The sequence below is a fragment of the Ancylobacter rudongensis genome (assembly GCF_900100155.1).
Lineage (GTDB): Bacteria > Pseudomonadota > Alphaproteobacteria > Rhizobiales > Xanthobacteraceae > Ancylobacter > Ancylobacter rudongensis.
On sequence record NZ_FMTP01000001.1, the window covers coordinates 348,417 to 372,422 of the forward strand.

The 24,006-nt window shown below is 67.4% G+C and carries 22 protein-coding genes; 11 read left to right on the plus strand and 11 right to left on the minus strand.

Annotated features, from left to right (window positions below; genetic code table 11):
- Positions 1-50: 50 nt before the first annotated feature.
- From BLO63_RS01625 to carA, 3 genes are all read right to left on the minus strand, one after another.
- Positions 51-1,535 carry a UdgX family uracil-DNA binding protein gene (locus BLO63_RS01625; protein WP_091436176.1) on the minus strand — a complete coding sequence of 495 codons (1,485 nt, stop codon included), beginning with the start codon at positions 1,533-1,535 and terminating at the stop codon, positions 51-53.
- Positions 1,532-2,746 carry a putative DNA modification/repair radical SAM protein gene (locus BLO63_RS01630; RefSeq protein WP_091436178.1) on the minus strand — a complete coding sequence of 405 codons (1,215 nt, stop codon included), beginning with the start codon at positions 2,744-2,746 and terminating at the stop codon, positions 1,532-1,534. Before BLO63_RS01630 ends, BLO63_RS01625 begins: the two co-directional genes overlap by 4 nt.
- A gap of 97 nt (positions 2,747-2,843) precedes the next feature.
- Positions 2,844-4,046, minus strand: coding sequence for a glutamine-hydrolyzing carbamoyl-phosphate synthase small subunit (gene carA / locus BLO63_RS01635; RefSeq protein ID WP_091436179.1), 1,203 nt, complete (start codon positions 4,044-4,046; stop codon positions 2,844-2,846).
- 243 nt (positions 4,047-4,289) lie between these two features.
- Between carA and BLO63_RS01640 the strand changes: the two genes are divergently transcribed.
- The 3 genes from BLO63_RS01640 to BLO63_RS01650 are packed head-to-tail and all read left to right on the plus strand — an operon-like array spanning position 4,290 to position 5,822.
- Positions 4,290-4,745 (plus strand): GatB/YqeY domain-containing protein, encoded by a 456-nt coding sequence (locus BLO63_RS01640; protein ID WP_091436181.1) that lies wholly within the window; start codon positions 4,290-4,292, stop codon positions 4,743-4,745.
- Positions 4,746-4,791: 46 nt separating this feature from the next.
- Positions 4,792-5,517 (plus strand): AzlC family ABC transporter permease, encoded by a 726-nt coding sequence (locus BLO63_RS01645; protein WP_091436182.1) that lies wholly within the window; start codon positions 4,792-4,794, stop codon positions 5,515-5,517.
- On the plus strand, positions 5,514-5,822 hold the full coding sequence (locus tag BLO63_RS01650) for an AzlD family protein (RefSeq protein WP_091436184.1): 309 nt from the start codon (positions 5,514-5,516) through the stop codon (positions 5,820-5,822). Before BLO63_RS01645 ends, BLO63_RS01650 begins: the two co-directional genes overlap by 4 nt.
- 60 nt (positions 5,823-5,882) lie before the next feature.
- Here the strand turns inward: BLO63_RS01650 and BLO63_RS01655 are convergent, their stop codons facing one another.
- Positions 5,883-6,431 carry an SRPBCC family protein gene (locus BLO63_RS01655; protein WP_091436186.1) on the minus strand — a complete coding sequence of 183 codons (549 nt, stop codon included), beginning with the start codon at positions 6,429-6,431 and terminating at the stop codon, positions 5,883-5,885.
- The gene (locus tag BLO63_RS01660; RefSeq protein ID WP_091436187.1) at positions 6,428-6,808 is read right to left on the minus strand and encodes an ArsR/SmtB family transcription factor; all 381 of its coding nucleotides are present in this window, start codon (positions 6,806-6,808) and stop codon (positions 6,428-6,430) included. The genes BLO63_RS01655 and BLO63_RS01660 overlap by 4 nt, the downstream gene beginning before the upstream one ends.
- A gap of 188 nt (positions 6,809-6,996) precedes the next feature.
- Between BLO63_RS01660 and dnaG the strand changes: the two genes are divergently transcribed.
- The 3 genes from dnaG to BLO63_RS01675 all read left to right on the plus strand — a co-directional run bounded on the left by dnaG (position 6,997) and on the right by BLO63_RS01675 (position 13,156).
- Positions 6,997-8,937: a DNA primase gene (gene dnaG, locus BLO63_RS01665; protein WP_091436189.1), complete on the plus strand. Its 1,941-nt coding sequence runs from the start codon at positions 6,997-6,999 to the stop codon at positions 8,935-8,937.
- Positions 8,938-9,112: 175 nt separating this feature from the next.
- Complete coding sequence (rpoD, locus tag BLO63_RS01670; RefSeq protein ID WP_018387037.1) at positions 9,113-11,116, plus strand: RNA polymerase sigma factor RpoD; 2,004 nt, start codon at positions 9,113-9,115, stop codon at positions 11,114-11,116.
- A gap of 165 nt (positions 11,117-11,281) precedes the next feature.
- Positions 11,282-13,156 carry a peroxidase family protein gene (locus tag BLO63_RS01675; RefSeq protein WP_162841748.1) on the plus strand — a complete coding sequence of 625 codons (1,875 nt, stop codon included), beginning with the start codon at positions 11,282-11,284 and terminating at the stop codon, positions 13,154-13,156.
- Positions 13,157-13,262: 106 nt separating this feature from the next.
- On the opposite strand, the gene BLO63_RS21420 is transcribed toward BLO63_RS01675, so the two are convergent.
- The 3 genes from BLO63_RS21420 to BLO63_RS01685 form a co-directional block, all read right to left on the minus strand.
- Positions 13,263-13,394, minus strand: coding sequence for a hypothetical protein (locus BLO63_RS21420; protein ID WP_280138024.1), 132 nt, complete (start codon positions 13,392-13,394; stop codon positions 13,263-13,265).
- A gap of 106 nt (positions 13,395-13,500) precedes the next feature.
- Positions 13,501-13,674 carry a DUF1328 family protein gene (locus BLO63_RS01680; RefSeq protein ID WP_091436193.1) on the minus strand — a complete coding sequence of 58 codons (174 nt, stop codon included), beginning with the start codon at positions 13,672-13,674 and terminating at the stop codon, positions 13,501-13,503.
- A 70-nt stretch (positions 13,675-13,744) separates the two neighbouring features.
- Positions 13,745-15,127: an MFS transporter gene (locus BLO63_RS01685; protein ID WP_091436195.1), complete on the minus strand. Its 1,383-nt coding sequence runs from the start codon at positions 15,125-15,127 to the stop codon at positions 13,745-13,747.
- A gap of 98 nt (positions 15,128-15,225) precedes the next feature.
- On the opposite strand from BLO63_RS01685, the gene BLO63_RS01690 reads away from it, so the two are divergent.
- The 3 genes from BLO63_RS01690 to BLO63_RS21235 are packed head-to-tail and all read left to right on the plus strand — an operon-like array spanning position 15,226 to position 16,881.
- The gene (locus BLO63_RS01690; protein WP_091436197.1) at positions 15,226-16,140 is read left to right on the plus strand and encodes an aldose 1-epimerase family protein; all 915 of its coding nucleotides are present in this window, start codon (positions 15,226-15,228) and stop codon (positions 16,138-16,140) included.
- Positions 16,141-16,142: 2 nt separating this feature from the next.
- The gene (locus BLO63_RS20870) at positions 16,143-16,628 is read left to right on the plus strand and encodes a hypothetical protein (RefSeq protein ID WP_143007043.1); all 486 of its coding nucleotides are present in this window, start codon (positions 16,143-16,145) and stop codon (positions 16,626-16,628) included.
- A 40-nt stretch (positions 16,629-16,668) separates the two neighbouring features.
- Positions 16,669-16,881 carry a hypothetical protein gene (locus tag BLO63_RS21235; protein ID WP_091436199.1) on the plus strand — a complete coding sequence of 71 codons (213 nt, stop codon included), beginning with the start codon at positions 16,669-16,671 and terminating at the stop codon, positions 16,879-16,881.
- 167 nt (positions 16,882-17,048) lie between these two features.
- Here the strand turns inward: BLO63_RS21235 and otsA are convergent, their stop codons facing one another.
- From otsA to otsB, 3 genes are read right to left on the minus strand one after another with little or no spacing between them, the layout of a single operon-like run.
- Entirely contained in the window at positions 17,049-18,470 is a 1,422-nt protein-coding gene (gene otsA, locus BLO63_RS01700; protein ID WP_091436201.1) for an alpha,alpha-trehalose-phosphate synthase (UDP-forming), read from the minus strand.
- Complete coding sequence (locus BLO63_RS01705; RefSeq protein WP_091436202.1) at positions 18,455-20,251, minus strand: glycoside hydrolase family 15 protein; 1,797 nt, start codon at positions 20,249-20,251, stop codon at positions 18,455-18,457. Before BLO63_RS01705 ends, otsA begins: the two co-directional genes overlap by 16 nt.
- Positions 20,248-21,018: a trehalose-phosphatase gene (gene otsB, locus BLO63_RS01710; RefSeq protein ID WP_091436204.1), complete on the minus strand. Its 771-nt coding sequence runs from the start codon at positions 21,016-21,018 to the stop codon at positions 20,248-20,250. Before otsB ends, BLO63_RS01705 begins: the two co-directional genes overlap by 4 nt.
- A gap of 314 nt (positions 21,019-21,332) precedes the next feature.
- Between otsB and ettA the strand changes: the two genes are divergently transcribed.
- The gene (gene ettA, locus BLO63_RS01715; RefSeq protein ID WP_091436206.1) at positions 21,333-22,988 is read left to right on the plus strand and encodes an energy-dependent translational throttle protein EttA; all 1,656 of its coding nucleotides are present in this window, start codon (positions 21,333-21,335) and stop codon (positions 22,986-22,988) included.
- A gap of 174 nt (positions 22,989-23,162) precedes the next feature.
- Positions 23,163-23,930 carry a trans-aconitate 2-methyltransferase gene (tam, locus tag BLO63_RS01720; RefSeq protein WP_091436207.1) on the plus strand — a complete coding sequence of 256 codons (768 nt, stop codon included), beginning with the start codon at positions 23,163-23,165 and terminating at the stop codon, positions 23,928-23,930.
- Positions 23,931-24,006: the final 76 nt, after the last annotated feature.

Genomic DNA, 24,006 nt, shown 5'->3' on the forward strand with positions numbered 1-24,006 from the left:
AAGACGCGGGGCGCACATGAATTCCACAGGCGCGGCCGTCCCGTCTTCCGCTACCGCACCGCTCGGGCCGCCTGCGCCAGCGCTTTCGCTGCCGCCAGATCGGCCACCAGCGCGGCATAGGCCTCGCGCCGGGCGGTTTCGTCCGGCAGGCGCAGCAGGTAGGACGGGTGGAAGGTGACATAGCCGTCATGGGCCCCCAGCCGGCGGGGGCCGCGCGTGCGCGAGACCGCAAGCGCCTCGCCGGTGAGGGCCAGCGCCGCCGTGCCGCCGAGCGCGACGACGAGGCGGGGCCGGACGAAAGAGAGTTCCGTCTCCAGCCACCAGCGATAGTGCTTCACCTCGCCGCCGGTCGGCTTCTGGTGCAGCCGGCGCTTGCCGCGCTGGACGAATTTGAAGTGCTTCACCGCATTGGTGAGGTAGACCGCCTCGCGCGCCAACCCGGCCTCGGCCATCGCGGTCATCAGGAGCTGGCCGGCCGGCCCGACAAAGGGGCGGCCCTCGACATCCTCCTGGTCGCCCGGCTGCTCGCCCACCAGCGCAAGATCGGGCTCAAGCGGGCCCTCGCCGAGCACGGCACGGGTGCCGCCGGAAACGAAGGCGGGCGTGGCGGAGATCAGGGTGTTGAGCGCGGCCAGGCTGGCGGGGGCCTGATGCGCCATCGCCGCCACGGCGCGGGCCGGGTCGCGCTTGCGCGGCGCACGTGCCTCGCGGGCCAGCATGTCGGCGACCCGCGCCGGGGCGCTCTCCAGCAGCACCGGAATCAGCCGCGCCTCCGGCAGGTTCGGCCAGTATTTCCTGGGCATCTCGGTGCGCATCATCGTCGGATTGGCGCGGGCCGGGTTGAAGGCGCTGGCGTAATAGGTGAGCCAGCCCGCCTCGAATCCGTCGCCCTCCGGCAAGCGCGGGCGGCTGGCCGGCGGGCCGAAGGCGAGGTGTTCCCCGTTCCGCCCCACCGTGCCGACCGGGGTCAGGATCGCCCAGTCCATGGCCGGGAAGCGGGTGCGGAAGAACGGCGCCACCGCCTCCAGGATGAAGTGCTCGGGCTCGAACCAGGCGACGAAACGCTCGCGGCCGCTCGCCGCGCCCAGCGCCTTGAAGCGCACGAAGGCATGCATCTTGTGAATGTCGCGGCGCACCGCCTTCGCCATCAGGCCGAGCCGGTGCACCAGCGGGTCCGCCGGGTTGTCGGCCAATTGCCGCTCGCCCCGGAGAACCCGCCAGATCAGCGTGTAGAGAAGATCGAACCGCGCGGGATCGCGGTGGCAGAGCACGAGATCGACCAGCCCGGCGACCGCGCGCGGCAGGGACAGGGCAGGGGCCTGTGACGCCGCGGCGGGCGCGGCAGGGGTGTCGAACAGGCCGGCCGCCTCCAGTGCGCCTCCCGGCGCCCGCATGCGCCAGACGACGCGCTCGGGCGGGTCCTGCGCCGCCACGCTTTCGCGCACCGCGCGGCGAAAGCCGGCGTGGTCCGCGCCAAAGGCCAGCGCCACCAGGCGAGGCGCGCCCGCAGCCAGCTGCGCCGCCGGCGCGCTCACGCGAACAGCTCCAGCTGGCGGGCCGGCGGGGTGAGCCGCACGCGCAAATCGGCCCGGTCGGTCAGCTTGAGCGGGTGATGGTCGGCGGTGATGAGGAAGGCGCGGGCCCGCTTCACCCCGGTGCTGAGCCGGGCGATGTCGTCCAGCGTCAGCCGTGTTTGCCGCCGCGCCCGCAGCAGCCGATCGACCGCCCGCACACCAAGCCCCGGCACGCGCAGCAGCAGCTCGCGGTCGGCGACGTTCACATCCACCGGAAACTGCTCGCGGTGCTTGAGGGCCCAGGCAAGCTTGGGGTCGATGTCGAGGTCGAGCATGCCGCCCTCGCCGCCGGCGGTGATGTCCGACACCGAGAAGCCGTAGAAGCGCAGCAGCCAGTCGGCCTGGTAGAGCCGGTTTTCGCGGCGCAGCGGCGCGGGCTTGACGGGCAGCACCCGGCTTGCCTCCGGGATCGGGCTGAAGGCGGAGTAATAGACGCGCTTCAGCCCGTAGCCGCCATAGAGCGTGGCGCTGGCATCGAGCACCGCCGCGTCGGTCGTGCTGTCGGCGCCGACAATCATCTGCGTGCTCTGGCCGGCGGGGGCGAAGCGGCGCTTTTCCTCCCGCGCCTCGGCGATTCGCTCCTTAAGCTGGCCCATCGTCGCCTTGATGCCGGGGGCGTCCTTCTCGGGCGCGAGCTGCTGCAGGCTGATGTCGGAGGCGAGTTCGACATTGACCGAGAGCCGGTCTGCCCACAGCCCTGCCTGCTCGACCAGCCACGGGCTGGCCTCGGGAATGGCCTTAAGGTGGATATAGCCGGCGAAGCCGTGATCCTGCCGCAGCGCGCGGGCCACGCGCATCATTTGCTCCATCGTGTAGTCGGGCGAGCGGATGATGCCGGAGGAGAGGAACAGGCCCTCAATGTAGTTGCGCTTGTAGAAGCCGAGGGTGATCGCCACCACCTCGTCCACCGAGAGCCGCGCCCGTTGCACGTTCGAGGAGCGCCGGTTGATGCAGTAGGCGCAGTCGAACAGGCAGTAATTGGTCAGCAGTATTTTGAGCAGCGACACGCAGCGCCCGTCCGGCGTGTAGGAATGGCAGATGCCCATGCCTGTGGTCGAGCCGATGCCGTCCTTCTTCGCCGCGCGCCCGCCGGCGCCGGAAGAGGCGCAAGACGCATCATATTTGGCGGCGTCGGCCAGGATGCCGAGCTTGGTCTTCAGTGCATCATCCACGTCGGAAACCCTCCGACGTTCACGTTATGTTCCTTTATTGGCGGGATCAACCCGGCGGCGGTACCGCCTCGGGAATTTCCCGAGGCGGTATGAAGGCTCAGGCCGCCTTGTTCTTCGCGATCAACTCGACGAAGCGGTCGAACAGATAGTGGCTGTCCTGCGGGCCGGGGCTGGCCTCGGGGTGGTACTGCACCGAGAACACCGGCTTGTCGGTCAGGGCGATGCCGGCATTGGAGCCGTCGAACAGCGAGACATGGGTCTCGGTGGCGGTGGCCGGCAGGCTATCGCGGTCGACCGCGAAGCCGTGATTCATCGAGGTAATCTCGACCTTGCCTGTCGTGTTGTCCTTCACCGGATGGTTCGCGCCATGGTGGCCCTGGTGCATCTTCACCGTGCGCCCGCCGACCGCGAGGCCGATCATCTGGTGGCCGAGGCAGATGCCGAAGGTCGGCACGCCGCGGGCGATGATCTCGCGAATCACCGGCACGGCATATTCGCCCGTCGCCGCCGGGTCGCCGGGGCCGTTGGAGAGGAACACGCCGTCCGGCTGCAGCGCCATGATCTCTTCCGCCGAGGTGGTGGCGGGCACCACCGTCACCTGGCAGCCGGCGCGGGCCAGCAGGCGCAGAATGTTGCGCTTGATGCCGTAGTCGACGGCGACGACATGGTGGGCGGGGGCGGTCTGCCGGCCATAGCCGTCCGGCCAGCTCCAGGTGGTCTCGTCCCAGGTGAAGCGCTGGGCAGAGGTGACCATCGGCACCAGGTCCATGCCCTCAAGCCCGGGCCACGCGGCCGCTTCCGCCTTCAGCGCCGGCAGGTCGAACTGGCCGTTGGCGGCATGGGCGATCACCGCGTTCGGCATGCCGCCGTCGCGGATGAGGGCGGTCAGGGCGCGGGTGTCGATGCCGGAGATGGCGATGATGCCGCGCGCCTTCAGCCAGGCATCGAAATGCCGGGTGGCGCGGTAGTTCGAGGGGTCGGTGATGGCGGAATGCAGCACCACGCCGCGCACGCCGGAGGCGCCGGCCATCGAGATGGTCTCGACGTCTTCCTCATTGGTGCCGACATTGCCGATATGGGGGAAGGTGAAGGTGATGATCTGCCCGGCATAGGACGGATCGGTCAGCACTTCCTGATAGCCGGTCATGGCGGTGTTGAAGCACACTTCGCCGACCGCATGGCCGGTGGCGCCGAGGCCGAAGCCTTCAAGCACGGTGCCGTCGGCAAGAACGAGGATGGCGGTCGGGAGCGGCTCGGCCCACACGTCGTCGCCGGAGTGCTGTTCAGCGCTACCGTTCATTGATCTTGTTCCCTGTCATCTCGTGCCCTAATTAGTCCGTTGCCGCGCCGGATGCCAGCCTTGCCGCTGCGTATCTGGGCTTCGATTTGCGGATGGCTGCGCCAAAACTGGCGCCGGCCGGCCCGGGCGAGCGCGGCGACCCCCGGAAGCGCGGGGCGATATCCATTGGAGCGCGAGTGGCGTGCGTCCCGGCTTTTCGGGGATTTTGCGCGCCCTCTCGCGTATTGCAGGAAGGCTTGAGCCGTGTTGCGCGACGAGATCAATCAATCGCTGAAAGACGCCATGAAGGCGCAGGACAAGCTGCGCCTCGGCACGCTGCGGCTCGTCAATGCCGCGATCAAGGATCGCGACATCGAGGCGCGCGGCCATGGCAAGGACCCGCTCTCCGACGACGACCTGCTCGGGCTGCTGACCAAGATGATCAAGCAGCGCGAGGAATCGGCCAAGGTCTATGAGGAAGCCGGCCGCGCCGATCTCGCCACCCAGGAGCGGGAGGAAATCGTCGTCATCCAGTCCTTCCTGCCCGCCCAGATGAGCGAAGCCGAGGCGCAGGCCGCCATCGCCGCCGTCATCGCCGAGATCAATGCCCATGGCCTCAAGGATATGGGGCGCACCATGGCGGCGCTGAAGGAGCGGCACACCGGGGTGATGGATTTCGGCAAGGCCAGCGGCACGGTCAAGGCCCTGCTCACCGCCTGAGCGGCGACGCCGGCCGAACACCCCCCCTTAAGCGCGTAACCCCGCCATGTCGCCAGCTTCCGAACCGCACCCGCCCGGTGCCACGCTCACCTGGGCGGGCTGCTGGCGCGGGGCGCGGGCAATTCTCCCCGTCCTGCCGCCCGTCTTTATGTTCGGCATCGCCTTCGGCATCGCCGCGCGCGGCGTCGGGCTGGAAGGCTGGATCGCGGTGCTGATGAGCATGGCCGTCTTCGCTGGCGCGGCGCAGTTCGCCGTGCTGGACCTGTGGACGAGCCCGGTGCCGTGGCTGCCGCTGCTGGTGGCGACCTTCGCCATCAATGCACGGCATATCCTGCTGGGCGCCTCGCTGCGGGCGCTGTGCCGGGGGCTGGCGCCGTGGAAGGTCTATGGCGCGATGGCGCTGCTCAGCGATCTCAACTGGGCCGCCCTGATCGCCGCCGAGCGCAAGGGCGAGCGCGACCTCGGCTATCTCGTCGGTGGCGGCGCCCTGATGTGGACGACTTGGGTGTCGGCGACCATCATCGGCGCGGTGGCCGGCGGGCTCACCCTGGACGATGTGAAGACCTATGCGCTCGACCTCGTGCTCGTCACCTTCTTCGCCGTCACGCTGGTGGGGCTGCGGCGCGGGCGCGTCGACGACCTGCCCTGGCTGGTGGCTGGCGCTGCCGCGATGGGCGCGGTGTGGTTCCTGCCGCCGAACTGGCACGTCATGGTCGGCGGGCTCGCGGGCGGCCTCGCCGGCCTCATCCGCGACGAGCTGAAGCGCCCATGAGTACGACACAGGCCCTGCTCGTCGTTCTCGCCATGGCCCTCGTCACCTATGCGACGCGGGCGGGCGGCATTTTTCTGGTCGGCTTCGTGCCGATGTCGGCCCGCACCGAGAATTTCCTGCGCTATCTCGCCGGGGCGGTGCTGGTGGCGCTTGTCGTGCCGGCGACGGTGCGCGGCGGGCCGGAGGGCTATGTCGCGGTCGGCGTCGCCATCCTCGCCCGGCTGGTGCTGCGCAAGGCGCTGCCGGCCATCGCGCTCGGCATCCTCGCCGCCGCGCTGTGGCGCGCCTATATGGGAGCAAGCTGAGGCTGGGGCGCCTGAGCGGCGTCGGCCGGGAGTGGCCCCGGCCGTTTCCTGGCGCCCGCCTTATTCCGGCAGACGTTGTTCGTATTCGTCACGGTAGCGGGCGACGAGCGGCCAGAAGGCCGGGCGCTCGACCTGTTCCAGCTCGGCCTCCAGCAGGGCGAGATGGGAGTGCCAGCCGCCAGCGACGCCGAGCAGGGTGCTGCGGGTGGCAAGGCGTCGGTGGGTGACGGTCAGCAGCACCCGCTCGCCGCGCGGGGCGAGCTCGAACGTGACATCCGATTCGGACGGCGACCCGGCTTCCCAGCTGAAACGCAGCAGGCGGTTGCGCTCGCAGGCGATCATCACGCCCTTGTTGTGAATCTCGCCGGAATGGCAGGCGAAGCGCTCGGGCGGCGGCTCGTCGCCGCCCAGTTCGCCATTGCGGAAGATGAGATCGACCGTGCCACCGGGCGCCAGATGCATCGGTCCGTCGGCGAGCCACAGCCGGCGCTTCTCCGGCTCGGTGAGATAAGCCCAGACCCGCTCGATCGGGCCGGGAAGAAGGCGCTCGAAGCGCAGCGTGTCGGCAGCTTGACGGGTGGCATAGCCATTCGCGGCGTGCGTGTTCATGCGTCGTCTCCTTTGGGTTCGGATGGAGTCACAATGTCGGGTTCGGGCTGGCGCAGCAGGGCGTCGAGAGCATCGAGCCGCTCAGTCCAGAAGCGTTCGTAGAAGCTCAGCCATTCATGCGCCTCGGCAAGGCGCCCGGGCTGGAGTCGGCACAGATGCTGCCGGCCCCTGATGTCGCGCGCTACCAGCCCGGCGGCTTCCAGCGCCTTGATGTGCTTGGAGGCGCCGGCCAGCGACATGGCGAAGGGCTCGGCGAGTTCGCTCACCGTGCGTTCCCCGCAGGCAAGGCTTTGCAGCATGGCCCGCCGGGTCGGATCGGCGAGGGCGTGGAAGACGTGATCGAGCCGGCTGTCGGCGATGTGCAGATGTTCAACCATAAGGTTTAATATCTGCGCGTCGAGCCTGATTGTCAACCGAATGGTTTAGTGTTGTCGGACTTTTCCGCGGTGAATTGTGGGGATTGCGGGATCAGCGCCGCGCCGCCACCTCACAAGCAAGACGCTCGCGAACGGCCTGCCTCTTGCCTGCTAGAAGGTGCGTTTCGACCGAAGGACCGATTCCTCCCATGCGCTTTCCGCCCTCGTTCCTCGACGAGATACGCGCCCGCCTCCCGGTGTCGGAGGTGGTGAGCAAGCGCGTGCCGTTGAAGAAGCAGGGCCGGGAATGGCGCGGCCTGTCGCCGTTCAACCCGGAGAAGACCCCGTCCTTCTATGTCAACGACCAGAAGGGCTTCTATCACTGCTTCTCCTCCGGCAAGCATGGCGACCAGTTCGACTTCCTGATGGAAGTCGAGGGCCTGCCTTTTCCGGAGGCGGTGGAGCGGCTGGCCTCCATGGCCGGCCTCGCCATGCCGGTGCAGTCGCGCGAGGAAGAAAAGCGCGAGAGCCGGCGCAAGACGCTGCACGAGGTGATGGAACTCGCCGCGCAGTATTTCGAGGCGACGCTGCAGGGCCGCGCCGGCGCCAAGGGGCGCGGCTATCTCGCCGATCGCGGCCTCGGCCCCTCGGTGCAGGCCCGCTTCCGCCTCGGCTACGCCCCGCCGGACCGATTCGCGCTGAAGGAAGCGCTGGGCGGGCGCGGCGTGCCGATCGAGGACATGGTCGAGGCCGGGCTGCTGATTTCAGCCGAGGACATCGCCATTCCCTATGACCGCTTCCGCGACCGGGTGATCTTCCCGATCACCGATCTGCGCGGGCGGGTCGTCGCCTTTGGCGGGCGGGCGCTGGAAAAGGACGTGCCGGCGAAGTATCTCAACTCGCCGGAGACGCCGCTCTTCCACAAGGGCGCGCTGCTCTACAACGCCTTCAACGCCCGCACGGCGGCCCATAATGGCGCCGCCGTCATCGCGGCGGAGGGCTATGTCGACGTCATCGCCCTGGTCGAGGCCGGCTTTGCCGGGGCGGTCGCCCCGCTCGGCACGGCGCTGACCGAGGAGCAACTGGCGCTTCTGTGGAAGATGGCGCCCGAGCCGGTGCTGCTGTTCGACGGCGACAAGGCCGGCCGTCGCGCCGCCTGGCGGGCGATGGATCTCGCGCTGCCGCACCTCAAGCCCGGGGTGAGCCTGTCCTTCGGCCTGCTCCCCGAAGGGCAGGACCCGGACGATTTGGTGCGGGCCGGCGGCCGCGAGGCGGTGGACGCGGTGCTGGCGCAGGCCCGCCCGCTGGCGGATGTGCTGTGGGCCCGCGAAATCGAGACCGCGAGCGTCGACACGCCCGAGCGCCGGGCGGCGCTGGAGGCGCGGATCGGCGAGATCGTCAAGGTGATCGGCGACGAGACGGTGCGCAAGCACTACCGCGCCGAGCTGATGGACCGCTTCCGCCGCCTGTTCGCCCCCGCCTCCGGGCAGGGGGAGGGCTGGCGCCGCTCGGCCAATGACTATTCCGGCTATTCCGGGCGTGCCGGCGCAAAGGGCGGGCGGCGGCCCGGCACCGGGCGCCCGCTGGCGGGGCGCGGGGCGAGCGAGACCATGCGCCGCTCGTCGCTGGTGCGCGGCGCGGCGGCCGACATGCCGCGCAACGAGGCGCTGCTGCTGTTCGCCCTGATCAACCATCCCTGGTTGATCGACCAGTGCGCCGAGGAATTGTCTGACCTGCATTTGCAGCACCGCGAACTGGCCGATCTGCGCCGGGTACTGCTCGACGCCCATATGGAGGGCGAGACCGAGGCGCCGGAGACGCTGGCGGCGCGGCTGGAGGGGCAGGGGCTGGCGCCGCTGGTCGACCGGCTCAGCCGCCTGGCGGTGGCGCGGCACGACTGGCCGGCCTTCTCGGATGCCGGCCGGGTCGATGTCGAGCTGTGGTGGAACCAGCGTCTGGTCTTGCACCGGCGTGGGCACGCCCTATCTAAGGACCTGAAAGAAGCCGAGAAACGGCTGGCCGAAGAACCCACCGAGATGAACTGGGCGCGGTTTCTCGACGTACAAAGGCAGCTCGCGGCACTTGACGGAACCGAAGCTTTGGTAGAGGGGTTCGGCGCTGCGTCGGGTCGCCCGGCGCGGTCGATGTAAGGTCCCATCGGGCTGCACGCCCGCGCGTCTTCAGCCGCGTGGTGCGCGTGGCCCTGTTTGCGTCTCGCGCCGGGCACTGTGCGGGACGCCGGGTTGAACGATCGAAGGGTGGTTCCGCAAGGGCCGCCATCGCACGCCGGGACGCAGGTCGCTGGCGCTTGAGGAGCACACACGCATGGCGAAGCAGGCAGCGGAAGCGACGGAAGCCCCCGAGAAGGAAGGCGACACCCCGGACAGCCCGTTGCTGGACCTTTCGGACGCTGGCGTCCGGAAGATGATCAAGCTCGCCAAGAAGCGCGGTTACGTGACTTATGACGAGCTGAACGAGGTTCTCCCTTCCGAACAGAACACCTCGGACCAGATCGAGGACATCTACGCGATGCTCAACGAGATGGGCATCAATGTCGTCGAGGCCGAGGAGGCCGAGGCCGAGGCGGAGGGCGAGGAAGCCGCGCCCGAGGCGGCCGAGGAAGAGGAAGAGACCAGCGGCGAGCTGGCCGAGACCGGCTCGCGCACGGTCATCCGTTCCGAGACCAAGTCCGAGCCGGGCGAGCGCACCGACGACCCCGTCCGCATGTATCTGCGCGAGATGGGCTCGGTCGAACTGCTGTCGCGCGAGGGCGAAATCGCCATCGCCAAGCGGATCGAAGCCGGCCGCGAGGCGATGATCGCCGGCCTGTGCGAGAGCCCGCTGACCTTCCAGGCCATCATCATCTGGCGCGATGAGCTGGTGGAGGGCAAGGTGCTCCTCCGCGACATCATCGACCTTGAGGCCACCTATGCCGGCCCCGAGGCGAAGAATGGCCCGATCGTCGAGGGCGGCGGCACGCTCGCCCCCGAGGCCGAGGAAGAGCGCGAGCCGACCATTGGCGAGACCATTGCCGGCGACGATGACGACGACATGGAAAATTCCCTGTCGCTGGCGGCGATGGAAGCCGAGATCAAGCCGAAGGTGCTGGAAACCTTCGACCGCATCGCCGACGCCTACAAGAAGCTGCGCCGCCTGCAGGACCAGAACGTCGAGTCCAAGCTGAAGAACGAGAGCCTCTCGCCCTCGCAAGACCGCAAATACAAGAGCCTGAAGGACGCGCTGATCGTCGACGTGAAGTCGCTGTCGCTGAACCAGGCGCGCATCGACAACCTCGTCGAGCAGCTCTACGACATCAACAAGCGCCTCGTCTCGCTCGAAGGCCGGCTGATGCGCCTGGCCGAAAGCTTCGGCGTCTCGCGCGAGGACTTCCTGCGCCAGTACCAGGGCTCCGAGCTCGACCCGAAATGGGTTGCCCGGGTGAAGAACCTGACCTCGCGCGGCTGGAAGGGCTTTGTCGGGCAGGAGCTTGACGGCATCAAGGACCTGCGCTCGGAAATCCACGCTTTGGCCACCGAGACAGGGCTGGAGATCCAGGAATTCCGCAAGATCGTCCAGATGGTGCAGAAGGGCGAGAAGGAAGCCCGCCAAGCCAAGAAGGAAATGGTGGAGGCCAATCTGCGCCTCGTCATCTCCATCGCCAAGAAGTACACCAATCGCGGCCTGCAGTTCCTCGACCTCATTCAGGAAGGCAATATCGGCCTGATGAAGGCGGTCGACAAGTTCGAGTACCGCCGCGGCTACAAGTTCTCGACCTATGCCACCTGGTGGATCCGGCAGGCGATCACCCGTTCGATCGCCGACCAGGCCCGCACCATCCGCATTCCGGTGCACATGATCGAGACGATCAACAAGATCGTCCGCACCTCGCGCCAGATGCTGCACGAGATCGGCCGCGAGCCGACCCCGGAAGAGCTGGCGGAAAAGCTGGGCATGCCGCTGGAGAAGGTGCGCAAGGTCCTTAAGATCGCCAAGGAGCCGATCTCGCTGGAGACGCCGATCGGCGACGAGGAAGACAGCCATCTCGGCGACTTCATCGAGGACAAGAACGCCATCCTGCCGATCGACGCGGCGATCCAGAGCAATCTGCGCGAGACGACCACCCGCGTGCTGGCCTCGCTCACCCCGCGCGAGGAGCGCGTGCTGCGCATGCGCTTCGGCATTGGCATGAACACCGACCACACGCTGGAAGAGGTCGGCCAGCAGTTCTCGGTGACGCGCGAGCGTATCCGCCAGATCGAAGCCAAGGCGCTGCGCAAGCTCAAGCACCCCTCGCGCTCGCGCAAGCTGCGCAGCTTCCTCGACAATTGAGGCTAGCGGTCGGGGCTCTCCCCGCTGCGGAACGGCGCGCCTCGGCGCGCCGTTTTCATTTGGAGTCGAGCTGCAGCGACGCACCATCTAAGATGGTATGATTCTAATTGATACAACTATGGCATGTGTTACGCTTCCGGCGTTTTCTCACGCGGGGGCGCGCAAATGTCACATCATGGTTGGGTCGAGGTCACGCGGCCGGACACTCTGGCGCCGGAGGGACTCAAGTCTCCCTTTGGCCGCCTGTTTCCGGCCGAGGATCATCAGTACGACAGTCTCGCGGTTTCGCTGCTGGCTGGTCCCGGTGGCCCGTTGTCGGAGCGAGCGATGCCGGCAAGTCGGCAGCTCGTCCCGGGCGAGCAGGGCGCCTGCACCGACGACTTCGACAAACTGATCGAGGCCGTCGGTCATGCCGTGGAGGCGGTGTCCGAGGAGTGCCGCGCGCAGCTCCTGCCCGTCCGTATCGAGGTGCGGGAGGCCGTCACCGCCAAACCGTCCAATCCGGCCGGCTTCACCTTCCTCGGGCAGTTCATCGACCACGACCTGACGGAATTCCGGGTCATTGGCGAGGGCTATAAGATCATCCCGCAGAACCCGACCATCGGTCAGAGACAGCTCGTTCTCGAAGATGTCCGGCATCCCGAGCGCGACCTTCCCACCACCACCAATGGAAGGTCCGGGAAGCTCGATCTCGATTCCGTCTACGGTCTGCTCGGCACGCCGCAGCTCAACCTGTTCAGCGATGAAGGCCTCTTCCTGCACAACGTCCAGACGGATGCGGCAGGCAATGCCCTCCCGCCCGATCTGCAACGCGGCGACGCACATCGCAACAAGCGCTTGATCGCCGATCCGCGCAATGACGAGAACAAGCTGATCACCCAGGTGCATCTGCTCTTCGAGCGCCTGCACAACAAGATCCATGGCGATACGATCGCCGCGTTTCGGCAAAATCAGAACCAGGCGCGCCCGCAAGTGGAGCGGGACCAGGAGGTGCGGGAGAGCTTCGGTCCGACTTCCAGCAACTTCGAGGCGACGAAGAAGCGTGTGCAGTCGATATACCGGCGCATCGTCGCGTTCGATTATCTGCCCCGCATCGTCCAGCGCAGCCATCTCGACGAGGTGCTCGCGCAATTCGCCGATTCAAGGAAAAAGACCTTTTTCGAGGAGATGAACGCGCGCAATGACGATCTGCTCAAAAGGCGCAACCTGGGCGGGCTGACCGTCGAGGCGGTTGCCATTCCCGTCGAGTTCTCCCATGCCGTGTTCCGGCTCGGCCACAGCCAGCTCAGGAACCAGTATCTGCTTCATGCCGGCTTCGGTTCGCGGCTTTTCAACACCGCCACCGACTCGCACGATCTGCGGGGCGACAAGCCGCTCTATGTGCCGGCCACCGCGACGGCCCCGGAACTCGTGTTCCATGTCGACTGGACCCTGTTCTTCAAGGCTGGCGCCAATGACCCCCAGCATGGCGAACCGATCGACGGCCGCCTGCCGGAGGCGATCTTCCGCCTGCCGCCGCCGGCCATCGGCGAGCCGCCGCAGTCGCTCGCCGAGCGGAACATCCGCCGCGGCGTGGATTTCGGCCTGCCCTCCGGCCAGTCGGTCGCCAGCCAGCTCGCCGCGCGCTACAAAGGCGTCGCGCCCACGAGCGCCGAGGCGCTCTTTCCGACGGCCCTGTATGGGCGGTTCGTAGAGGTGCTCGAGCGCGAGCCGCGCCTGCGCTGGGACACGCCGCTGTGGTACTACATGCTGATGGAGGCGGCCGCCTATACCGATACGCCCCAACTCGGTCCGGTGGGTGGCTACGTCGTCGCCGAGACGATACTGGGCGCCCTTCTGGAGGGCGAGACAGCCGAAACCGACCTATCGCTACGCCCCGGCGCCATCGCCGCTGAGGCCCGCAGGCTCAGGGCGGATTGGCACGCGCTCAATGTCGATTGGGACGAGACGGCGTCCGACAAGCGGCGCTGGGACCAGCCGCTGGCAACGCCGGACGCGATCATCTCGATGGGCCAACTCATCGCGTTCGTCGGGGCCTGAAGCATTGTCGAGCGGGCAAGGTTCCAGCTTGCGTCAAGCAATTGCGTAAGACAGGGCCTGAAGCACTTCCGCTGAACGGGGTTCACCGGAAGTGCGCAGCCGGCGCTCACTCGCCGGGGATCGGGTGGTTCTTGCGGCGTACCATCTTGGTGGTCGCCTCGACATAGGCCAGCGTGGCGGCGAAGCCGCTGAAGGCGATCACGGTGGCGGCGACGAAGAAGAGGGTCTCGGTCGGCATGGCATCCTCCTGGTGATTTTCCAGGAGGCTAGCGACCGAGGGGGCGAGGTGCCTTGCGGTAAGTCAATGCGCCGCGCGCGGCAGAGAACGTCGGGGCGTGATCGCGCTACGACACCGCCTGGTCGACCAGCATGGCGAAGCCGATCAGCAGCAGGAAGCCAAGGAAGAACAGGCCGAACAGCACCAGTGAAATCTTGCGGGCCAGGCCCGACACGCGGGTCAGGCCGACGGCGCCGGCGATCATCGAGATCACCAGGAAGATCACGGCGAATTTGAGCATGCGGACATTCCCGTGATGGGGCAGGTGGCGGGTGCGGTATCAACGCACGGGCGCCGTGTCGGTTCCCAACTCACGCCCCGTCGGAGCGCCCATCCTGTGACGTCGGCACCTCGTCGTCGGGTGCCGGGCGTTCCGGCGCGGGTGCGGGCGTGGGTACGGGCTTGGCGGCGGCTGGGCGCGCCGGGGTGGGCGAGGCGGCGCGGCGCCAGCGCCGCAGCCGGCCGAGCGGCGCCTCCGGGCGCTCCTTTTCCGGCCGGGGCACGGTGCCGGTCGCGGCCGAGGCGATCGGCTCGCTCTTGCTGTCGACCTGCCGTCCCTTCTCCCGCAGCAGGATGCGCCAGAGCACGAACAGCAGCAGCAGCCCATAGGCGCCGGCGGTGAAGAAGAACAGCGCGCCCGGGCCATAGACCTGCATGCCGAACGCCGCCAGTGCCGGGCCGACCACCGAGCCAAGGCCGTAGAGCAGCAGCAGCCCTGCCGCCGTCTCCACCGCCTCGGAAGGGGCGGTGCGGTCATAGGCATGGGCGGCGGCCAGCGAATAGGCCGGCAGCGAGAGCGCGCCATAGACCATGCCCAGCAGGCTGAGGCCGAGGAGGCCGAAGGGCAGCGCGCCCAGCGCCAGTCCCGCCAGCAGCGCGCCCACCAGCAGCGCGGCGAGGATGCGGCGGCGGTCCATGCGGTCGGAGAGATAGCCGATCGGCCATTGGGCCAGCGCGCCCGCCACCACTACGGCGCTCATGAAGGTCGCAGCGCCGTCGGAGGTCATGCCGCGGCCGATGCCGAAGATCGGCCCCAGCGACCAGAGCGAGCCATTGGTGAGGCCGATGGCGAAGCAGCCGACCATCGCCACCGGCGCGGCCTTGAACAGGCGCGGCAGGCGGATGCGGGCGGTCTCGATCGGCGCCGGCTGGGTGCTGGAGCCGATCGCCACCGGCAGCACCGCCAGCGAGAACAGGATGGCGGCGATGGCGAAAAGGTCGAAAGCGCGCACGGGGTAGAGGGTGATCATCATCTGGCCGGCGGTGAGCGCGGCATAGTCGACGATGACATAGGCGCTCATGACGAAGCCGCGCGTCTGGTTGGTGGCGCGGTCGTTCAGCCAGCTCTCGATCACCAGATAGAGCCCGGCGAAGCAGAAGCCGGTGACGGTGCGCAGCGCAAACCAGGTGAAGGGCTCGATGAACAGAGGATGCGCCATCATCGCCGCCACCACGCCCGAGGTGAGGGCGGCGAAGGCGCGGATATGGCCGGTGCGGCGCACCAGATGCGGCACGGCGAGGCAGCCGACGACGAAGCCGAGATAATAGCTCGACCCCAATATGCCGAGATTGATGGCGCTGAAGCCCTCAAAGGCGCCGCGCAGAGGCAGCAGGGTGTTCTGCAGGCCGCTCCCCGTTACCAGAAAGAACACGCCGAGCAGGAGCGCGGCGACAGGGCCGAGAGTCTGGGCCATGATGGGAACCGGATGATGGGGGTGGCGGGTGCGCGGAATCGTTGATCCGCAAGGTCCCGTTAGACCTGATCTTTGGCGAAGTCGAGACGGGGATTGGTATGGTCGAGGGTTCGGTGCGGTTGAAATCGGAATTTCTGGAGGTCGAAATCTCGCCCCAGGGTGCGGAGATGGTGGCTTTGCGGGACCGGCACGGGCATGACCTGCTGTGGAACGGCGACCCGGCCTTCTGGACCGGACGGGCGCCGCTGCTCTTCCCCATTGTCGGGCGCCTGCCGAACGACCAGCTGCTGCATGAGGGGCAGGTCTATTGCATGGCGCAGCACGGCTTCGCCCGCCGCCGCGCCTTCACGCTGGAGGAGGCGAGCGAGCAGGTGGTGCGGCTGGCGCTTCACGATGATGAGGAGACGCGCAAGCAATACCCGTTCGCCTTCTCGCTCACCGTTACCTACAGGCTTGCCGAGGCGACGCTGACCATCGAGGCCGAGGTGGCCAATACTGGCGAGGGGGAACTGCCGGCGAGCTTCGGCTTCCACCCGGCCTTCCGCTGGCCGCTGCCCTATGGCGGCACGCGCGACGACCACCGGCTGGTGTTCGAGAAGGCGGAAGCGGAAGCCATCCACCGCCCGGTGGGCGGGCTGCTCTCCACCGCCACCGAGCCGAACCCGGCGGTGGACGCGATCCTCGAGCCGACCGACGCCTTGTTCGAGCGCGACGCGCTGATCTTCCTCGACCTGCGCTCGCACCATGTGCGCTTTGGCGTGCCGGGCGAACCGGGGCTGGAAGTGGCCTTCCCCGACATGCCGCATCTCGGCCTCTGGTCGAAGCCCGGCGCGCCGTTCCTGTGCATCGAGCCCTGGGCCGGCTATGCCTCGCCCGAGGACGGGCCGGCCGAATTCATCGACAAGCCGGGCCTGTCGCTGCTGGCGCCGGGGGCCACCAAGCGCTTCGCCATGGCGATCCGCTGGCTGCCCGATGTCGGCCGGCTGATCGGCCCGCATGAGGTGGAGGGGTAGCGATGCGCGGCGCGCCGATGCGGGGAGGAGCGGGCCGGAAGACCGTCTCGATGCTCGACCTGTTGCGGGGGGAGAACCTCCTTGGCATCAGCGTCGATGACAGCCGTGAGAAAGTATTAGCTGAACTTGGAGAGCCGAGTATGCAAGATATCTATCTCGCATCTGGCGGCATTTTTTATCGATACCATGATGTTGAAATGGCATTTTATGATGATAATGATAAGTTATGTTACGTTGTATTTTATGGAAAGGGGCAAAGAGGAAAGTTTCGCCTTCCATGGTTTATTAAGGATAAGGATAGAATTAGGAGGGATATAACCTATGAAAATATGACCCGTCTTCTTGAGAAAAACAATATCTGGTATGCGCTCAGAGCGAGCGTTGGTGGCTATAAGCACCTTGACGTCAAAAACGGAGAGATGTCATTCTACGATGCGTGCGATAATGGAAATTTTATTTTACATGCATTATATTTTAATCGAATATAACATGAGCTGAAATAGTTTAGATTTTTTCTGTCGATTTGGAATGCGTGGCTTTAGTGGCGTAAGCTACGAGTCGCTTTGGTGGCGGCGTCGTGAGGCACGCGAAACACTCAATTTCCGGATAGGCCCTGCCGAGTTCACGGAGAAGCCGGGCCTGTCGCTGCTGGCGCCGGGCGCCACCAAGCGCTTCGCCATGGCGATCCGCTGGCTGCCGGATGTCGGCCGGCTGATCGGCGCGCATGAGGCGCAGGGATAGGCGTGAAGGCGCGACAAGCCTGACGCCTGTCGGCGAACTTCCATCGGTGTCATCCCGGAAGGACCGCAGGTCCTCTCCGGGATCGCACGGAAACGGGCGGGCGATCCCGGCTCTCCGCCTCCGGCTGTGGCCGGGATGACGGCGTGCAAGGGAGACAAGACAGGCTCTCACTGCGGCCGGGCATTGCCCCAGGTGTCGCCGGCAGGCCCGAACTGGTCGGTGACATTGGTCAGCTCGTCGATGAAGCGCTGGCACCAGTGGTGGATGGTGTTGGTCTCCACATTGTCCATATTGGTGCGCCAGCGCTGCTGGCGCTCCTCTAGCGGCATGGTCAGCGCCCGGTCCATCGCCGCCGCCATGCCCTCGATATCGTAGGGGTTGACCAGCAGCGAGCCCTTCAGCTCGTCGGCCGCGCCGGCAAAGCGGGAGAGCACCAGCACGCCGGGGTCTTCCGGGTCCTGCGCCGCGACATATTCCTTGGCGACGAGGTTCATGCCGTCGCGCAGCGGCGTCACCACGCCGACCCGCGAGCGCCGGTAGATGGCGGCGAGCGTCGCGCGCTGGAACGGGCGGTTGAGGTAGCGCAGCGGCACCCAGTCGAATTCGGCGAACTCGCCATTGATCGCGCCCCCCAGCTCCTCCAGCTCGCGGCGCAGCGCCTGATACTCCGACACTTCGCTGCGGGAGAGCGGGGCGACCTGCATCATCGTCACCTTGGAGCGGTGCTCGGGGAAGCTGCGCAGCAATTCGCCGAAGGCGGCGAACTTGCCGGGCAGGCCCTTGGAATAGTCCAGCCGGTCCACGCCCACGGCGAGCGTGCGGCCGGCGAGGCTCTCATTGAGGCGCCGCTCCTCGTCCTTGCCGACGGATTTCTTCGCATCGCTGACGAAGGCCTCGGCATCGATGCCGATCGGGTAGGCGGCGACGCGGAAGCGCCGGTCCTTGAGGCCGACCGTGCCGCCCGGGGCGATCCAGCCGTGGATCTCGGAGGAGATGTAGGTCAGCAGCGCCCGCACGTCGTTTTCGGTCTGCAGGCCGACAAGGTCGTAATGCGAGAGGTCGTCCACCAGCGCCGCATGCGAGGGCAGGCTGAGATAGACCTCGGGGGTCGGCCAGGGAATGTGGTGAAAATAGCCGATCCGCCCCTCGAAGCCGAGCTTGCGCAGCTCCTTCGCCAGCGGCATGAAGTGGTAGTCATGCACCCAGACGATGTCGTCGGGCTTCAGCAGCGGCAGCAGCGCGCGGGCGAAATGCTCGTTCACCCGGCGGTAGCCTTCCCAGTCGGCGCGGCGGAAGGTCAGCAGGCCGAGCCGGTAATGGCACAGCGGCCACAGCGTGCCATTGGCGTAGCCGGCATAATGGGCGCGCTGGTCTTCCGGGTCGAGGTTAAGCAGGGCATAGGTGACGCGGCCGGAACGGAAGACCTTAGGCGCCTCCGGCGGGTTGACCTCGGTCTCGCCGCTCCAGCCGAACCAGAGCCCGCCGCGCTGGCTGAGAGCCTCGCGCAGGGCAACCGCCAGGCCGCCCGCCTTGGCGGCGCGCTCCTTCGGCGACGCCACCCGGTTCGAGACGATTACGAGCCGCGCCAAAAGGCTTCCTCCCATGTCTTCGACAGACGCATGGCCGTGTCGATCAGGCCGACCATGGAATAGGTCTGTGGAATGTTGCCCCACAGCTCCAGGGTCTGGTTGTCGATGTCTTCCGACAAAAGCCCGGCCGGGTTGCGCCGGGCGAGCAGGCTGGTGAACATCTCGCGCGCTTCGTCGCGGCGGCCGATCAGGTCGAGCGCACCAGCGTACCAGAACGAGCAGATGGTGAAAGACGTTTCGGGCAGGCCGAAATCGTCCTCGCCGGCATAGCGCATGAGATAGCCGTTGCGCTTGAGCTCGCGGCCAATGGTCTCCACCGTGGCGACATAGCGCGGATCGTCCGGCCGAACGAAGCCCAGTTCCGCCAGCAGCAGCAGGCTGGCGTCGAGCTGGCCGTCGTCCTCCGCGTCGACGAAGGAGCCGCGCGTCTCGTCCCAGGCGAAGGACAGGATGCGGGCGCGGATCTCGTTGGCGTGGTGCGTCCAGTACTCGGCACGCTCGGGCAGATCGAGCACCCGGGCGATGCGCGCCAGCCGGTCGCAGGCGGCCCAGCTCATGACAGCCGAGAAGGTGTGCACCCGGCGCTTGCCGCGCAGCTCCCACAGGCCGGCATCGGGCTCGAAGGCGAATTCCACCGCCCGCGCGCCGACCCCTTCCAGCAGTTCGAACAGCGCCTTGTCGCCGCGCTTGGGCAGGCGTTCGTCGAAGAACATCTGCGCCGCCGCCAGCACGACATGGCCATAGCCGTCATTCTGCACCTGCTCGCCGGCCTGGTTGCCGACCCGCACCGGCCCCATGCCCTGGAAGCCGGACAGCGCCGGGGCGAAGCGCTCCCCCAGCGGGGTGCCCGGCACGATCGAATAGACCGGCGCCAGCCGGCCCGAGGGCTCGGAGGCGATCACCGTGGTGAGGTAGCGGATATAGTCTTCCATGGTGCGGGTGGCGCCGAGCATGTTCAGCGCCCGCACGGTGAAATAGGAATCGCGCAGCCAGCAGTGGCGGTAGTCCCAGTTCCGGATCGAGTGCGGCGCTTCGGGAATCGAGGTGGTGAGCGCGGCGACGATGCCGCCGGTCTCCTCGAAGGCGCAGAGCTTGAGCGAGATCGCGGCGCGGATCACCGCGTCCTGCCATTCATAGGGAATGGAGAGGTAGCGCACCCATTCGTGCCAGTACTCGCGGGTCTTCTCCTCGAAGCCGCGCGTGGTGTCGGCGATGCTGGCGGGGAAGGGCTCGTCCGGCCCCAGCACCAGCGTCGCCGGCTTGCTGAGCACGAAGGGGCGCTCCTCCATCACATAGACGATGGGCAGGTCGGTGGTGGCCCGCAGGGTCACGTCGTCGCCGGAGAAGCGCATGTGGTTGGAGCCGCGCACCGGCGCCGGGCGCTGTTCGCCCCAGTTGAAATGCGGGCGCAGGCGCAGCGTCACCCGGCACATGCCGGTGATCGGCTCGATGCGGCGCACCAGCATGGCGGGGCGGTAGATACGGTCATAGAGCTTGAAGCGCGGGGCGAAGTCGATGATCCGCAGCTTGGCGCCCTGGTCGTTCTCCAGGATGGTCTCGATGATGGCGCTGTTGGTCTGGTAGCGGCGCGTCGCCTTGACCTGCCCCTCCAGGACCACATCGAAGAAGCCGGCTTCGGGCTCGGTGCCGCCGAGCAGCGAGGAGAATACCGGATCGCCGTCAATGCGGGGCCAGCAGCACCAGGCGATCCGCCCGTTGCGGTCGATCAGCGCGGCGATGGTGCCGTTGCCGATGGCGGCCAGGTCGAGATTGGTGCTCACGAATCCACGCGCTCCAGTGCCTTGGGAAGGTCGGTCAGCCAGCGGCGGACCTCGCTCGGCGAGGCCAGCCTGAAATCGGCCTGATCGGTCGGGCGGGGCCCGACGGCGAGGGCGAGGCCGCCGGCGGCGCGGACCGCGCGGAAGCCGTCCTCATCGGTCACGTCGTCGCCCAGAAACACCGGGCGGCGGCCAGTGAACAGCGCCGAGTTCATCAGCTCCGCCACCGCCGTGCCCTTGTTGCGGCCGGCCTGACGGACCTCGATCACATATTTGCCCTTGAGAAACTCGACCCCGCCGTCAATGCCCATGCCGAGCTGGATCACCCTGTCCATGATCGCCTCGCCGAACTGCGGGACGGCGCGGAAATGAACGGCCAGCGACAGCGGCTTGTGTTCGACATAGACCCCGGGCCAGGTCGACAGAACCTCGTCGAGCGCCTGTTCCAGCGGCTTGCGCCATCGTGGCAGCGGTATCGGCACCGAAGGCGCGTCAGGGGCGAGGCGCACCTCCGCCCCGTGCTGGCCGGAGGCGGCGAGTCGGGTGGGGGCGAAGCGGCGGTCCATCCAGTCGATCGTCCGGCCCGAGACCAGCGCCACCGCCCCGTCGAGCGCCAGCTGAAGCTGCGCCAGCAGGTCGGGCAGGTCGGTGGGAATGTCCACGCCCTCGGGATGGTCGGCGTGATCGATCAGGGTGCCGTCAATATCGAGGAAGAGGGCCCAATCAGGGCGGGGGAGCAGGGAGAGGGGTTCGGTTGGTGCTGTCGCCATGCTGTCGGTATACCCGCCCGGTTCCGGCTTCTTGAGGTAAGAAGATAGTGAATTGCAGTCGGCGTGTGTGCCGGCAGCTGTCAACGCCCCAGATCCGGAGGCGTTCCAATACCTCGCGAGAAAAAGCCGGTCGGAATGCCGCGGGCGGGGCGGACGGCGCCGTTCCGGCCCGCCGGAACCATAAGACATGCGGGTCTTCGCGCGACGGCCTTGCCGCTCAACGGTGCGCGGTTTACATAGCGCGCAACCCACCCCGTATGACGCCGCGGCAGCGCGGCCCCTTCTCGGCTCGCCCGCACGCGCAGGATTTGGACATGGCTTCGTATCAATACATCTACCACATGCACGGCATGACCAAGGCCTATCCGGGCGGCAAGAAGGTGCTCGACAATGTGCACCTCTCCTTCTACCCCGACGCCAAGATCGGCATTCTCGGCCCCAACGGCTCGGGTAAGTCCACCCTGCTGAAGATCATGGCCGGCATGGACAAGGACTATTCCGGCGAGGCCTGGGTCGCGGAAGGCGCGCGCGTCGGCTACCTGCCGCAGGAGCCGCTGCTCGACCCGACGCTGTCGGTGCGTGAGAACGTGATGCTCGGCGTTGCCAAGCAGAAGGGCATTCTCGACCGCTACAACGAGCTGGCGATGAACTACTCCGAGGAGACGGCGGACGAGATGACCGCCCTCCAGGACGAGATCGAAGGCCAGGGCCTGTGGGATCTCGACAGCAAGGTCGACCAGGCGATGGACGCGCTCGGCTGCCCCGAGGAGGGCGCCGATGTGGCCAAGCTCTCCGGCGGTGAGCGTCGCCGCGTCGCGCTGTGCCAGCTGCTGCTCTCGCAGCCCGAGCTGCTGCTGCTGGACGAACCGACCAACCATCTCGACGCCGAGACCACCAACTGGCTCGAAGGCCATCTGCGCTCCTATCCCGGCGCGATCCTGATCGTCACCCATGACCGCTACTTCCTCGACAATGTGACCGGCTGGATTCTCGAACTCGATCGCGGCCGCGGCATTCCCTATGAGGGCAACTATTCCTCGTGGCTGTCGCAGAAGGCCAAGCGCATGGCGCAGGAAAACCGCGAGGACGAGGCCCGCCAGCGCGCGATCGCGTCCGAGGCGGAGTGGATGGGGGCGTCCCCGAAGGCCCGTCAGGCCAAGAACAAGGCGCGTATCCAGCGCTATGAGGAACTGGTGCAGCGGGCCTCCGAGAAGGGCCCGACCACCGCGCAGATCGTCATTCCGGTGTCGGAGCGGCTCGGCAACAACGTCATCGAGTTCAACGGCCTCACCAAGTCGTTCGGCGACAAGCTGCTGATCGACGACCTCTCCTTCAAGCTGCCGCCGGGCGGCATTGTCGGCGTCATCGGCCCGAACGGCGCCGGCAAGACCACGCTGTTCCGGATGATCAACGGGCTGGAGACGCCCGATGCCGGCACCATCACCGTCGGCGACAGCGTGCAGCTCGGCTATGTCGACCAGAACCGCGACGCGCTGAACGACAAGAAGACCGTGTGGGAGGAAATCTCCGGCGGCAACGAGGTGCTCTATCTCGGCAAGCGCGAGATCAATTCGCGCGCCTATTGCGGCGCCTTCAACTTCAAGGGCGGCGACCAGCAGAAGAAGGTCGGCATGCTCTCGGGCGGTGAGCGCAACCGCGTGCATCTGGCCCGTATCCTCCAGCAGGGCGCCAACGTCCTGCTGCTGGACGAACCGACCAACGATCTCGACGTCGAGACGCTGCGCGCGCTGGAAGAGGCGCTGGAAGACTTCGCCGGCTGCGCGGTCATCATCTCGCATGACCGCTTCTTCCTCGACCGCATCGCCACCCACATGCTCGCCTTCGAGGGCGATGGCCATGTCGAGTGGTTCGAGGGCAACTTCCACGACTATGAGGAAGACAAGAAGCGCCGCCTCGGCGTCGAGGAGATTATCCCGCACCGGATGAAGCACAAGAAGCTGACGCGCTGAGCGGGATGACGGCTTCGGGGGAGGGGCCTGCCTTCCCTCATCCCCGGGCTTGCCCCGGGGACCCAGCCCGACCGCGTGGCGGCGGGCGCACGCATGGATCCCCGGGTCGAGCCCGGGGATGAGGTGGAGAGGTTCGCCTGCCGTGAGGGTGGGCGGTCAAAGGGGAGGCACGCGATGGCCGAAGACTGGAACCCCGCCCTCTATCTGAAGTTCGAGGATGAGCGCACCCGGCCGCCGCGCGATCTGCTGGCGCGGGTGCCGCTGGAGCGGCCGCGCCGCATCGTCGACCTCGGCTGCGGGCCGGGCAATTCGACCGAGCTGCTGGTCGAGCGCTGGCCGCAGGCGGACGTGATCGGCGTCGACAATTCCCCCGCTATGATCGAGCAGGCCCGCGCCCGCCTGCCGGGCGCGCGCTTCGAACTGGCGGACCTCGCGTCCTGGACACCGCCCGAGGGCACCGATCTCCTGTTCGCCAATGCGGTTTTCCAATGGGTGCCGGACCATCTCGACGTGCTGGCGCGGCTCGTCGCGGCGCTGCCGGCGGGCGGCGTGCTGGCGGTGCAGATGCCTGATAATGTGAACGAGCCCTCGCATCTTCTGATGGAAGAGGCCGCCGCCGCCGGCCCCTGGGCGGACCGCGTGGCCGGCGTGGCGCGTGACGTGCTTCCCGGCGTCGGCGCCTATTACGACCGGCTGGCGCCGCTCGCCCGCCATGTCGACATCTGGCACACGCTCTACAACCACCCGCTGGACGGGGCCGGCGCCATCGCCGAGTGGTTCCGCTCCACAGGCTTGCGCAGCTATCTCGCGCCGCTTGATGAGGCCGAGCGCGCCGCCTTCCTCACCGACTACACCGCGCGGCTGGAGCAGGCCTATCCGGCGCGGGTCGACGGCAAGGTTCTGCTGCGCTTTCCCCGGCTGTTCATAGTGGCGGCGCGCTGAGCCGGCACCGGGCCTGCTGTCGCGCCCGTGGGGCGCCGTCGAAGCCTTTCCGACGACCCCAGGTTCACCGAAAAAG

Bases quoted from the DNA above. Each gene is read 5' to 3' on its own strand.
- carA (WP_091436179.1), bottom strand. From the start codon at position 4,046: ATGAACGGTAGCGCTGAACAGCACTCCGGCGACGACGTGTGGGCCGAG.
- BLO63_RS01645 (WP_091436182.1), top strand. From the start codon at position 4,792: ATGTCGCCAGCTTCCGAACCGCACCCGCCCGGTGCCACGCTCACCTGG.
- BLO63_RS01650 (WP_091436184.1), top strand. From the start codon at position 5,514: ATGAGTACGACACAGGCCCTGCTCGTCGTTCTCGCCATGGCCCTCGTC.
- BLO63_RS01655 (WP_091436186.1), bottom strand. From the start codon at position 6,431: ATGAACACGCACGCCGCGAATGGCTATGCCACCCGTCAAGCTGCCGAC.
- BLO63_RS01660 (WP_091436187.1), bottom strand. From the start codon at position 6,808: ATGGTTGAACATCTGCACATCGCCGACAGCCGGCTCGATCACGTCTTC.
- dnaG (WP_091436189.1), top strand. From the start codon at position 6,997: ATGCGCTTTCCGCCCTCGTTCCTCGACGAGATACGCGCCCGCCTCCCG.
- rpoD (WP_018387037.1), top strand. From the start codon at position 9,113: ATGGCGAAGCAGGCAGCGGAAGCGACGGAAGCCCCCGAGAAGGAAGGC.
- BLO63_RS01675 (WP_162841748.1), top strand. From the start codon at position 11,282: ATGTCACATCATGGTTGGGTCGAGGTCACGCGGCCGGACACTCTGGCG.
- BLO63_RS21420 (WP_280138024.1), bottom strand. From the start codon at position 13,394: ATGCCGACCGAGACCCTCTTCTTCGTCGCCGCCACCGTGATCGCCTTC.
- BLO63_RS01680 (WP_091436193.1), bottom strand. From the start codon at position 13,674: ATGCTCAAATTCGCCGTGATCTTCCTGGTGATCTCGATGATCGCCGGC.
- BLO63_RS01685 (WP_091436195.1), bottom strand. From the start codon at position 15,127: ATGGCCCAGACTCTCGGCCCTGTCGCCGCGCTCCTGCTCGGCGTGTTC.
- BLO63_RS01690 (WP_091436197.1), top strand. From the start codon at position 15,226: ATGGTCGAGGGTTCGGTGCGGTTGAAATCGGAATTTCTGGAGGTCGAA.
- BLO63_RS20870 (WP_143007043.1), top strand. From the start codon at position 16,143: ATGCGCGGCGCGCCGATGCGGGGAGGAGCGGGCCGGAAGACCGTCTCG.
- BLO63_RS21235 (WP_091436199.1), top strand. From the start codon at position 16,669: ATGCGTGGCTTTAGTGGCGTAAGCTACGAGTCGCTTTGGTGGCGGCGT.
- otsB (WP_091436204.1), bottom strand. From the start codon at position 21,018: ATGGCGACAGCACCAACCGAACCCCTCTCCCTGCTCCCCCGCCCTGAT.
- ettA (WP_091436206.1), top strand. From the start codon at position 21,333: ATGGCTTCGTATCAATACATCTACCACATGCACGGCATGACCAAGGCC.
- tam (WP_091436207.1), top strand. From the start codon at position 23,163: ATGGCCGAAGACTGGAACCCCGCCCTCTATCTGAAGTTCGAGGATGAG.